The organism is Alkalimarinus coralli (genome assembly GCF_023650515.1).
GTDB lineage: Bacteria > Pseudomonadota > Gammaproteobacteria > Pseudomonadales > Oleiphilaceae > Alkalimarinus > Alkalimarinus coralli.
This window is the reverse complement of the sequence record NZ_CP096016.1, coordinates 1,158,473-1,170,578: the sequence shown is the minus strand read 5'-3', so window position 1 is coordinate 1,170,578 and position 12,106 is coordinate 1,158,473. Positions and strand designations below refer to the sequence as shown.

At 46.1% G+C, this 12,106-nt stretch carries 9 protein-coding genes; 2 read left to right on the top strand and 7 right to left on the bottom strand.

Annotation, left to right across the window (positions count from 1 at the left end; translation table 11 throughout):
• Positions 1–54 precede the first annotated feature (54 nt).
• Positions 55–387: a PBPRA1643 family SWIM/SEC-C metal-binding motif protein gene (locus MY523_RS05165; protein WP_250657736.1), complete on the top strand. Its 333-nt coding sequence runs from the start codon at positions 55–57 to the stop codon at positions 385–387.
• 53 nt (positions 388–440) lie between these two features.
• On the opposite strand, the gene MY523_RS05160 is transcribed toward MY523_RS05165, so the two are convergent.
• The 3 genes from MY523_RS05160 to MY523_RS05150 form a co-directional block, all read right to left on the bottom strand.
• The gene (locus tag MY523_RS05160) at positions 441–2,405 is read right to left on the bottom strand and encodes an alkyl/aryl-sulfatase (RefSeq protein WP_250657735.1); all 1,965 of its coding nucleotides are present in this window, start codon (positions 2,403–2,405) and stop codon (positions 441–443) included.
• Positions 2,406–2,696: 291 nt separating this feature from the next.
• Positions 2,697–3,302, bottom strand: a complete 606-nt coding sequence (locus MY523_RS05155; RefSeq protein ID WP_250657734.1) for a nitroreductase family protein — start codon at positions 3,300–3,302, stop codon at positions 2,697–2,699.
• A gap of 201 nt (positions 3,303–3,503) precedes the next feature.
• Positions 3,504–4,409 (bottom strand): LysR family transcriptional regulator, encoded by a 906-nt coding sequence (locus MY523_RS05150; protein WP_250657733.1) that lies wholly within the window; start codon positions 4,407–4,409, stop codon positions 3,504–3,506.
• Positions 4,410–4,558: 149 nt separating this feature from the next.
• On the opposite strand from MY523_RS05150, the gene MY523_RS05145 reads away from it, so the two are divergent.
• On the top strand, positions 4,559–5,479 hold the full coding sequence (locus tag MY523_RS05145; RefSeq protein WP_250657732.1) for a DMT family transporter: 921 nt from the start codon (positions 4,559–4,561) through the stop codon (positions 5,477–5,479).
• Positions 5,480–5,530: 51 nt separating this feature from the next.
• Here MY523_RS05145 and MY523_RS05140 read toward each other — a convergent pair whose 3' ends face one another.
• Genes MY523_RS05140 through MY523_RS05125 form a run of 4 tightly spaced genes read right to left on the bottom strand, consistent with a single transcriptional unit; the run spans position 5,531 to position 12,106 of the window.
• Positions 5,531–6,817: a sigma-54 interaction domain-containing protein gene (locus tag MY523_RS05140; protein WP_250657731.1), complete on the bottom strand. Its 1,287-nt coding sequence runs from the start codon at positions 6,815–6,817 to the stop codon at positions 5,531–5,533.
• Positions 6,814–9,864: a peptidase domain-containing ABC transporter gene (locus tag MY523_RS05135; RefSeq protein ID WP_250657730.1), complete on the bottom strand. Its 3,051-nt coding sequence runs from the start codon at positions 9,862–9,864 to the stop codon at positions 6,814–6,816. The genes MY523_RS05140 and MY523_RS05135 overlap by 4 nt, the downstream gene beginning before the upstream one ends.
• Before the next feature lie 43 nt (positions 9,865–9,907).
• A complete protein-coding gene (locus tag MY523_RS05130; protein ID WP_250657729.1) occupies positions 9,908–10,717 on the bottom strand; it encodes a peptidylprolyl isomerase in 810 nt (269 codons plus the stop codon).
• A 12-nt stretch (positions 10,718–10,729) separates the two neighbouring features.
• On the bottom strand, positions 10,730–12,106 hold the full coding sequence (locus MY523_RS05125; RefSeq protein WP_250657728.1) for a beta-barrel domain-containing protein: 1,377 nt from the start codon (positions 12,104–12,106) through the stop codon (positions 10,730–10,732).

Below are 12,106 nucleotides of genomic sequence, written 5' to 3'. Positions count from 1 at the left end.
CCGCTCTCCTTCCTGTTAATATGGCCTCTTATTACATCTAAAAACAGGTTCTTTATGTCCAAATTTTTCTTCAAGGGTCGTCAGGATAAGCGCGAAGACCATGCAAGCGTTGGTTTCAGCACTAAGCGTAGCGAAAAACCTGGCTCCGATAATTATCCGTTGTCGCTGACGGTCGCCACAGATGAACGCAAAGTAGAAGTCGAGAGCATACTTAAAGAGCACGCGCTTTTTGCCAATATTGAAGTTAATGAGAACGCAGAAGAAGACATCTCACAACTGGATAGCCTGCTCAATACCCCAAAAACCATGGTATTCGACAAAACACCTAACCGTAATGACCCTTGTTCCTGCGGCAGCGGAAGAAAGTACAAAAAGTGCTGCGGTTAGAGATTCAGCTAAACAGATGCACAGAGTCAACTGCGCATCTGTCTTAAAAGGCCTCAAGGTATAACAATGTTAAACCAGAACGAATAGTCATCCAGCATTGCCATAAAATTATCAAATACTGCTTTATCGCCGGTTAATTTAATATCTCCAGATTTAATCGCCTCATCAAAAGTAACTTCCTTTAACTGAATCCGGTTCATTAAGCTCATTGTCATTACAAGACTAACGTCTGCTTTTTTCACTTGCTTTTGAGTATGGTTGAGCACTGAATTCTCAACAGTTAGGGTACGCTTACTATCAATATCGGTAAAATCCATATTAATACTAAATACCTTACCGCTCGCTTTTTCTGCATTTAAACGAACCGCCAGATAATCAAAGAGCATATCAGGCGTCATAGCTCGAATCGTATCTGGAGTTGCTGTTTGAGTTCCTCCCCCATCAGGTACCCCGTTGCGTAGTTCATAAGCCCCCTGTAGGTAGACTGATCGCCACGGGCCAGACTCCGCTTGATAACCTAGTTGTTCATAAGAATCTGCCAGCAGTTCTTTTGCCTCATGACTTTCTGGGTTTGCAAACACGGCATGTTTCATCACCTCAGCGACCCAGCGGTAATCTCCATCATTAAACGACTTTTGTGCTTTCTTAAGGACGTTATCTTCCCCGCCCATGTAGGCCATGTACTTATGCGCGACGACCTCTGGCGGTAAATTATTTAAATCAGAAGGGTTACCGTTATACCAGCCCATATAGCGTTGATAGATGGCACGGCTGTTGTGACGTAACGTTCCATAATATCCCCGCGTTGCCCAGTTGTTTTCAAGCTCTGGCGGTAGCTTAATCATCTCTGAGATCTCTTCACCGTTATAACCCTGGTTCATTAACCGAACAGATTGATCATGCGTAAACTTGTATATATCTCGCTGCTTTTTAAAATATGGAACGATTTTTTCGTTGCCCCAAACAGGCCAATGATGGCTTTGAAATTTAACCTCAACCGTATCCCCCCACCGCTCAATCGTCTCATTTAGAAAACTAGACCATTTAAGTGCATCACGCACTTGAGCCCCCCTTAAGGTTAATATGTTATGCATCGTATTGGTGGTATTTTCAGCCATCCAAAGGGCATTCCAAGCAGGGAACCAAGTGTTCATTTCAGCAGGCGCTTCAGTGCCCGGGGTCATTTGGAACTCCATCTTGACCCCATCTATGGTAATCACTTCGCCTGTCTTCTTCACTTCATGTGTAGGCAGTACCAGGCCTGCAAGCCCAGTCGAAACTGTCATGCCCAAACCGCCATTTACACCTCCACGCTCATTTCGCGGCAGCAAGGCACCATACATATAGACAGCTCGGCGGCCCATTGCATTCCCAGCAATAACATTTTCCGAAACCGCATGCTCAGTAAAGTGCTCAGGGGCTATTATCTTAACCTTACCTGCTTTTAGGTCTTCTTTTGAGATGATGCCAGAGGCACCACCATAGTGATCAATATGACTATGGCTATAAATAATACCTAGCACAGGCCTTTCGCCCAGTTCCTTGTTCACCAGATCAAGCGCAGCTTTAGCCGTTTCTGGCGAAATAAGTGGATCAAATACAATCCACCCCGTCTTGCCTTTAACAAACGTGATATTAGAAAGGTCATAGCTTCTAACTTGATAGATATTGGGAGTGACTTCAAATAGTCCATGTTGCATCACTAGCTGTGCGTTTCGCCACAAACTCGGATTTACCGTATCGGGAGCAGGCTTGTCCAGCTGGATATATTGCTTGTATTGCTCAAGATCCCAAACAGGAACCCCGTCTTTGGATTTAATCGTGAGCGTATCCGGTTTCGCGATAAATCCACGCTGAGCATCCTTGAAATCCTGCGTGTCACTGAAAGGTAATGCTTCTAGTACTTTTTTATTGGCTTCTATTGTATGTTTTGTCGCTGGCTTCGGATCTGTTCCTCCCATTACCGGTGTGACAAACAGTAATGTTAACGATACCGTCAACGCGAGTTTTTTACGCATGAGTTTCTCCACTAAGATTGTTTTATTACGATCGCTGGAGAACACAGGAGCCATAACTAGAGGAGCCTACACCAACTTTAGAATATGTTAAATAACGAAAAAGCACACTATTGAGTCGCAATTTCCCTATAGTTAAACTCCTGTAATGGTAGCCCTATCATTTATAACTAACCACTTTTTTATTTCAACCAGATGATTCCTGTTAGCCTTCTCTGAACTTACTCTGACATTACTCCCGTTAATCAACAAAGAGTGGGCGAACGTATCTATCTGATAGATACGTTATGAACTTCAAAACCGGTCTTCAACCAACGCTTCAGCTAACGACAGCTGTCCACCACGCACGTTGGCAGCCCGTGCAGCTTTGCCGATCGTTATAATCATACTGATAACATAACTTTCTGGCAGTTGGATAATATCTGCAACGGCGTGCTCGTCAAAGCCGATCATCGGGCATGTGTCATAACCTAATGCTTTGGCTGCTAACATTAACGTCTGAGCCGCCATCCCGCAGGAGCGCATCGCCTCATCTCGTTGAGTTTGCTCCTTGCCAGTGTAGAAGGATTGCAGCATTGGCAACAAAATAGACTGAGTGGTTTCGTCTGCATTGGCCCAGTAGCGCTCTGGCCGGTCTGCCCAAGCCTGCGTATCAGCGCATAAAACAATCACTTCTGATGCGTCTTCAACCTGTTGTTGTCCCCAGGCAGCGTCCTTAATTTTTAACCTTATGTCTCGGCTTTTAACTCTCACAAAACGCCAATGCTGAATATTGTAAGAGGTAGGTGAAAGCAAAACGGCTTGCATGATTTGCTGAAAGTCTGCCTCTGCAACGCTTGCATCAGTATCGTAATGTTTTATCGCTCTACGCTGTTCTACTGCCGAAAAAAGTTCCATCATCGCACCTCACGTTTATCTGTTCAGGAATAGCTGTCTGTTCTGGAATAGCTATCTGTTCAGGAATAGCTATCAGGTTCCGGGTTTGCCATCAGGTTATGATTGGCAAATGTTTATATGTAAACACTGAATAACAGATTAAAAGGTTTCCCGATAAATGATAATCCACCGATTTAGAAACTAATTGTCAACAATATCTCTACCTTATACCTCCCAATACGGCGTTTCCTCACCAAAGTATTCGGTTAAAAAGTCTAAAAACACCCTCACCTTGGCAGGCATGTATTGCCGTTCCAGAAAAACCGCATAAATGGTCGTCTGTGGCATACGGTAGTGCTCAAACACTCTCACCAGTCTACCCTCTTTGATGTCTGGGCCGGCAACGAAGGTGGGTAAACGCCCGATACCGACATCTTGCAGTATGGCCTCGCGCAGTGCTTCACTGTTATTAACCTGATAATTGCCAGTCACTTCAACGGAGATAGACTCAGAGTCGCCAATAAAGGTCCACTCTTTAATATCTCGGGAATAGCTGAACGACAGGCAGTTGTGATTAACGAGATCATCAACACTCTCAGGAAAACCATACTTAGCAATATAATCTGGCGATGCGCAAAGCACACTATTGAGTGGTGCCAGCTTGCGCGCAATAAGACTTGAGTCCGGCAGGTCTCCCGCGCGTATAGCCAGGTCAAAACCACTACCAACCAAATCAACAACCTTATCATCCATCACCATATCGATGCTGATCTTGGGGTAACGTTTTAAAAACTCGGGAATAAAAGGAGCAACATGTAAGCGGCCAAATGACATCGGCGTGTTAATGCGCAGTCGGCCTTGCGGTTCCCCTTGCAATTGAGCCACAGCATCTTCTGCATCCCGGGCTGCCTTATGCGCTTTGACGGCATGCTCATAGTAGTGCTCACCGGCTTCCGTTAAACTCAGTTTGCGGGTCGTACGATGAAACAGCTTCACCCCCAAGTGCTGTTCCAGAATACCGATTCGTTTACTGACCGCAGACTTGGAAACCCCCAATGACCTGGCCGCAGGGGAAAATCCGCCACACTTCACTACTTCAACGAACACGGGTATTGCACCAAAATCTTCCATAACACACTTACCGTCAACTTTAAGTTAACAGTTATTATCCAAACGGCCACATTAACAGTCAATTAGGAATCGGTTAGACTCCCCTACTCAATCCCCAACGAAGCATCGGCACCGTAGCGTCTATGTTCGATTCATCAACGGAGTGTAAGATGGCAAGCATGACACATAAAAACGCAAATTTTTACGTGCACGGCCTGATGGTTTTGATGGTGCTCTTAGCTGCAAGCTCCTTTCCTATCGGGGCTATCATCACAGACGCATTGCCACCCGACGTGATGATGTTTATCCGTTTTTTAACCGCAGCGGCGCTTTTTGCTCCTTACGTGTTTATAAAAAACGGACTCAATATCCCGCCATTAAAGTCACTGCTTGGTTACGCCATGATAAGCCTTCCGCTCGTGACGTTTTTCTGGTGCATGTTTGAAAGTCTACGTTATACCACGCCTTTAAATACGGGAGCGCTGTACACCACCGTTCCCGCGATAACGGCTATATTTGCATTCTTTATCAATAACGAGTCGCCTGGAAAGCTACGATCTTTAGGGTTATTGGCCGGAACAGCCGGCGCATTATGGATTGTTTTTCGGGGCGACATTAATGCCTTATTGAGTCTCAGCATTAATTATGGCGATATGGTTTTTCTCGTAGGATGCCTTTTTATGGGATTGTACAACCCGCTGGTAAGAAAACTCTATAATGGTGAGCCTATGGAACTGATGACCTTCTGGGTAATACTCATTGGCAGTGGCTGGCTATTTTTGTTATCGGCAAGTAAGCTCAGCAGTATCGACTGGCCAGTGGTAGAGACGAAAGTCTACGCAGGTATTCTTTACTTATCTTTTTTCACCACGCTCGTAACATTCTTTCTGGTGCAGTTTGGTACCGTCAAAATAGGCGCTACCAAAGTCGCCTCATATAGTTTTTTAGTGCCTTTGTTTGTAATTATACTTAGCGTGGTGGTCGGTATGGGGTCATTTGACGTCGCTATACTACCCGGTATCGGCTTGGTACTCGCTGCAATACTCTTAATTCAAAGTGAAAATTTACAGGCACAGAAGCGCCTCTCCTAACCCTGCAGGCACTTCAAACGGCAATAAAAATAAGTCGCACTTAAAACCCGCTTATTCAGGCTCATTGCTTTTGTTTGTGCGTTTAAACTCTTTTGAATGAATGCCATGTTTTTTAAGCAACGTTTGCAGGTAAGAGCGATTCATGCCTGTGATGGCTGCCAACGCAGAGACCTTTCCGTTCACGGTTTTAAGCCCCTCTTTCAAATAGTGTTTTTCAGCGTCATCGCTTGCGGCTTTCTTTATATCTGCCAATGACATTTCAGCGCCCTTACCCGTGCTTTCGGGCCGGTCTTTCGGCTTAATCGCCTCAGGAAGATGGTAAATTTCTGCCGTTTCGTCTGCCAGGCACGACAAACGATAGATAATATTCCGTAGCTCCCTGATATTCCCTGGATATTGGTAATTTTGCAAAAAATGATAAAGCGTCGGTGAGATGTTAATGGGTCGGCGTTCAAGACTTTCTGCTGCCTCATCACAAAAATACTCAATCAATACGCTGATCTCGTCTTTTCGCTCTCTCAATGCGGGGAGCGTTACATGAATCACCCCTAACCGATAATACAAGTCTTCCCGGAAGGTTCCCTCCTGGGACATTTTTAATAAGTCTCTATTCGTTGCTGCGACGATCCGCGTATCGACTTTGGTAATTTCATCAGACCCTACACGCTGAATTTCGTTCGCCTGCAAAACCCGGAGTAACTTAACCTGGCCAATGAGCGGCATTTCACCAATCTCATCCAGGAAGATCGTGCCGGTATTGGCGCTTTCAAATTTACCACTTCGGTCTGATGACGCCCCGGTAAATGCTCCTTTTTTATGGCCAAATAGCTCAGACTCCAATAAGTTTTCGGGTATCGCCCCACAGTTGACCGAAACAAAAGGTTTATCACTCCGCTTTCCATTGGCATGTACCACTTTGGCCATCAACTCTTTGCCGGTGCCGCTCTCTCCCTCGATGAGCACAGGTAAATTGGTCGGCGCTGCTTTTTCTGCAATTTCGAATGCATCCAGCAGTTTTGGGCTATCCCCAAATACACCTTCAAACACGAAATTCCGCTCTAGCAGGGACTCTCTGCGATAGGTTGTTGTTTGAGTCGTCTTTGGCGTTTTTTTCGATTGAGCGCGAGCCTTATTCAGCAAAGGAGTGGTGTCTGCCCTTTCTTTACGAGAAAGTAACATCAACTCTTCCCGAAGTTCCGCCACCTGCCGATTGAGTGTTTGTTTCGCTTCGCTGGTCAGACCCGGCGTGAAGCGAATTGAAGAACGAAGCACTTCAATTTTCTCAATCAGCCCACCATAGGATGCTGACGACATATTTTTTAATGAGAACGCTTTCATGACGACTGACTAATCTGTTTCTGAATTAATTGATAGTACATTCCCTGGCGCTCGATTAATTCCTGGTGTTTGCCCTCTTCAATGATTGAACCGTTATACAGCACCAGAATTTTATCGGCATTCATAATGGTGCTCAGGCGATGGGCGATAATTATTGCGCTTCGGCCTTTTAAGACATCTTGTAGATTATGGAGAATATTGCTCTCTGACTGCGTATCCAACGCAGATGTGGCCTCATCAAAGATAAGCAACCTCGGATCATGATAAATGGAACGTGCAATGCAAATGCGCTGTATTTGCCCACCCGATAACCCCGCCCCGCGCTCACCAACCAGCTGTTCATACCCCAGAGGCATTTTGCTGATAAACCCATGAGCATCGGCCATCGTCGCCACTTCGATAATGCGCTTTCGATCAGGATTGCTTTCGCCAAACGCAATGTTTTCTGCAATGGTGCCCGAGAAAAGTAGATTTGATTGCATAACATAGCCAATTTGCGGGCGGAAGTACTCTTTATCGATTAACGAAAGGTCATAACCATCGACAAAAATTTTGCCCTCTGTCGCCGGGTAGAACCCCACCACCATTTTGGCCAGCGTCGACTTACCTGACCCACTATGGCCCACCACCGCTACGGTTGAGCCCTCTTCTATTTCGAAACTGATATTCTCCAACACATAAGCGGTTTCTTTACCTCCGTAACGGTAATAGACGTTCTCGAAACGAATATTGCCTCGTAAATCGGGGATCGCAATTCTTGAGGCAATATTGTCAGGCGTCTCTTCCGGCTCCATGTCTAACACATCACCCAGGCGCTCCATGGCGACACCCGCTTCATGCAGTTCATCCCACATCCCAACTAACCCCATTAGTGGAGACATGACACTGCCCATCAACATATTGAACGCAATCAGTTGGCCAATCGTAAGCTGTTGCTCTAACACCAGTGTTGCCCCTAACCATAGGATCAACACCGTCGTTGCCGCATTTAAAATCTGACTGGCAGCGCCGACTAGTAACGTAAATGTTTCGGATCGATACTGGACATCAAGCGCGGCAGCGTATTTCTTTTCCCACTTTAAGCGTAACGGGCGTTCAACCCCCATCGCTTTAATTGTCTCGGCACCTGAAATAGTTTCCATTAGTGTCGATTCAGCTTCGGTGGTCGACTCAAATGTTTTCCGCGCATAGTCTTTTATTTTGGGTGTCACTAATACCGTCAAAATCAAAATTGGGAATACCAGGGCAATCAATAAAAGGGATAACATAGGGCTGTAGGCAAAGAGAACGGTAAAGTAAACAAACACCATCAGCAGGTTAAGCAATGTACTAATCGTTGATTCAGTGAGAAAGTCACGAATCGTTTCATTCTCTTGAAAGCGGGCAAATACATCCCCGGTCTTACGGCGGTTAAAGAATGTAAGAGGCAAAGACATTGTGTGCTTAAAGAACTGCGACATCATTGCGAAGTCGAGGTTTCTCACCATAAAGTTTGATAAATAACCGCGCAAAACGGTGGTGATTTGCCGGAACAGGTGTGAAATCACCAACCCAACAATCAATACTGTCAGCAGTGATACATTGTGGTGAACCACGACTCTATCAAGAATATTCTGAACAATGACCGGGGGGACAATCCCCATTATTTCAATCACCAGCGTCGCGACCAATAGATTCAGCAGCAGTTTTTTATAGGGTTTCAGGTACGATACGAACCGCACCCAGGGAGAGCGAGTGGCCGCCAGCTGAACCATATTTGCACCTGGCGTAAAGACCAGGCAGATGCCGTTCCAGCCTTTTTCAAATGCCTCGCGAGTTAGCTTCCTGAACCCTTGAGCCGGGTCCGCAACCCACACATGTTGTGATGAGATGCCGTAAATAACAACATAGTGATACCCTTCCCAGTGGGCAATGAAAGGCATTTCAAGGCTTTTCAGCGACTGATAGGTACACTTCAAGCCGCGAGTGGTAAACCCAAGCGTTTCACCTACTTTTGCCAAACTATCCAACGTCGCGCCTTCGGTTGTCACGTTAGCCATTTCACGCAGTTTTCCGAGGGTTAAGTCGATATTATGGTGCTTACAGATCATGGCAAGACAGGCTGCGCCACAGTCCATCTCCTCTGCCTGTTCAACTAACGCAAACCGCTTAATAACATTTTCACCACGCCCCGGCTTTGAAATCAGATCCAGCAGCACCCGTTTATTTCGACGCTCTGCCAACTTCATTTGGCGCTGGAGTTCTCGCTCGTGAAAACTGATGCGTTCCTCAAGTACCTCTTTTAATTTTGCATTGTGCTCAAGTAAAAAGCTGACCGTTGCTTCCGGGATAACCAGCAGTATCACGTCGGTTTTGGCAATGGCCGACGCGGCCTGTTCCTGATTTAACAAACACGCTTTTTCACCAAAAACTTCGCCCTGAGATAGTGTCGCCAACGGGTATTCAACCTCTTGTTCCTTCCTAACAATACTGACATCGCCATGGCGAATAACATAAAGCCGATGATCTTCACTCTCCCCTTGTTTGAGGATAGTTTTACCCGCCGCTATTTTTTTAACCCCCAGACTTTTTACATGCTGCTCCAGGGCCTCCTTATCAATTTTTCCTTTCAGGTTAAACAAGCGTCGAACCACACCACCGGCCGCACTTAATGCGGCAAAACGTGCAAAATAGGACTCGGCCTCTTTATTGCTTTTAAACAGCTCGGTAAAAGGTTCGCGAGGTAAAAAATAGAGCACCGTTTTAGCAGATGCCCTGACAGAATATTCTGTTTTAAAGTCTCGCAATGCCGCGAGTTCTGCAAATATCTCACCCGCTTTTCGAACGCCCAGGCTGACTTCATGCCCCTTGCTTTCGCTAAACAGACGCACTGCACCGCTCTTAATTAGATATACCCCTTTGCAATGGCTGCCCTCAGAGAGAATCGCATCACCAAACTCGTACTGCTCTGTCTGTATATTGCTTGCAAGTATTTCTCGCTGGGCATCATCAAAGCAGGAGAACAGCTCGATTTCAGCTAGAAATGCATTATGCGCTGGGTCACTCATCTGCATGGTTCCTCATTTTCCTGGCGTGCTCATTACATCGGCACTAATAAACCTCGATACGAAACTCCCCAACACGATCTTCTAACCACTTTCTAAACACTTTCTTCTTAACCTCTTTAAGCGTTTTCGGATTTAGAGAAGCGGGTATTTTGGAATCCACCATAAATATTTCAAACGAGCGGCCATCCTCATTTCTGAAAGGCCCAAGAGGTTCGTGCTCTTCAGCGTTGAATATCTTGGCTTCTATTTCATTGCTTAAGGTTCCCCGCAACACTTTGCCAATACAGCCCCCCTGATAGCGGGTATCTTCTGCCAGTGAGTGCTCCATTGCCATATCAGCAAAACTATCGGGATCTTCTTCAAGCAGCGCAAAAACTTCACTCGCCTTACCTTCTGAGTCCAGTAAAATATGGCTCACTTCAACGCTGTCAAATGACGGCGAGTGGAGCCTGAAATACTCATTCACCGCTTCTTCTGTGCAGACCTTTGCTTCCATTTTTTCCCGATACAGGCTTTCGACGACATGTTGCTCAAACTCTTCAATTGAAAGCCCCAAGTTGTTCAGGTATTCCATCGTATCCTGTGCTCTATGAAGCCCTTCAATCCGTCGAATATCGTCTGCCCTGGCTTGTATTTCTTCGGCGCTAACGGTCATACCACTTCTCTTGGCGGCATGAACCGTTAACTTATCAGTGACCACGGTTTCGAGCAGCGCATCCAGCTTGTCATTGACTTTTAATAGCTTTACAAAACTCTCAGCACTAATTTCTTCATCATCGATTTTTACGACAGTTAACATAATGGGTTGCCTCCATGTCAGTTTTTCGGTGCCAGCTTTTGCAGGCAAAACCATTTCGATTCCCCTCTACCTTTTCAGTCGGCGGAAAGGGTCTAGCGCCAGATCTATCAAACGCCGTTTATGGGTCACAATTTCTGCGGCTGCGACCATTCCGTATCGTAGCGGCATTTTTACACCATCGACTTCGTAGTAGTCCCGGTCTAATGAGACACGGCCTTTATACACCGGCTTTTTGGTTGCGGGCGATATCACCGTAGAGGGTGCAATGTACTGTAAGGTTCCGCTGATAAACCCGTAGCGTTGAAACGCAAACGCATTGAACTTCATTTTTACCGGTTGGCCGACCTTGATAAATGCACGGTTATTTTCGGGAATATCGATATGCAGAACAGAACCAGACTGCTCTGGAACAATATCAGCCATAGGTCTGTTGGACTCCACTTTGTCACCTGACTGTGTATAGGCAATGCTGGCCACTACACCACCCACCGGTGCTTTGATAACCAGAAAGCCATCCTCATCAATGTTGTCAAACGTGATGCGCTTTGAGGCCTCCAGCTCTAAACGAGCAGCTTCCAGTTTTACTTTGACCTTGTGTTCGTTGCTCTCAATGGCATTCAGAGAGGTTTCATAATTCACTCTGGCCTCTTCAAGCTTTGTGGAGCCGAGTTTTATCTCTTCACTTAGCCTGAAGTACTCACCGTTTAGTTTCTCTTCCAACTCGTTTAGCTTCGCGGCCGCTTGCTCAAAATTTGCCTGCGCATTACGATATTTGGACTTCTCTTCATTCACCTGTTTTAGAGATATGCCTCCCCCTCCCGGGCTGTTGAAGAGCCGTTGGAAACGTTCCCAGTTTTTCTTTGCGGCATCTCTAACCTGGGCGGCATTCTTTAATACTGACTCCTCTTTTGCCAGCTGCTTGCGGTGTGAGCCAGCCAACTTTTCAAGACCATCTGCCACTCGAATTTTGTGTTTCTCCTCTTCTATTTCGAGCTTTGCTTTAATGGCGGCGACCTTTCGTTCCAGCAAGCGTTTTTGTATCGGGAACAGCTTCATTTCACGCTCTGCTTCCGACAGTTTAAGCTGCGCTTCCATCGCTTTTGATGCCAGCGCGACGGCATCTCTGGCATTAATTCGCGCCAGCACATCATCTTTTGCAACGGGTGCACCCTCTGAAATATAAATATCAACCAACTCGCCTTTGACAGGGGCATAAACCCGGCGGATAGTTGCCTCAGGAGAGAGCACACCCGGCGTTGTCACTATCACATCTGAGCGTCCAAAAAATGACCATATACCCCAAACAAAAACCAGTGAGAACAGCAGGTAAATAGTTCCAATGGCAAAGCGGGACGGTTCTGAAGTGAGAATATCGACGCCTTCAGGACTATGATCCTCGATGGCATGAGACAATGAATGCAGCGTTGGTTTTGGCGCGGTCAT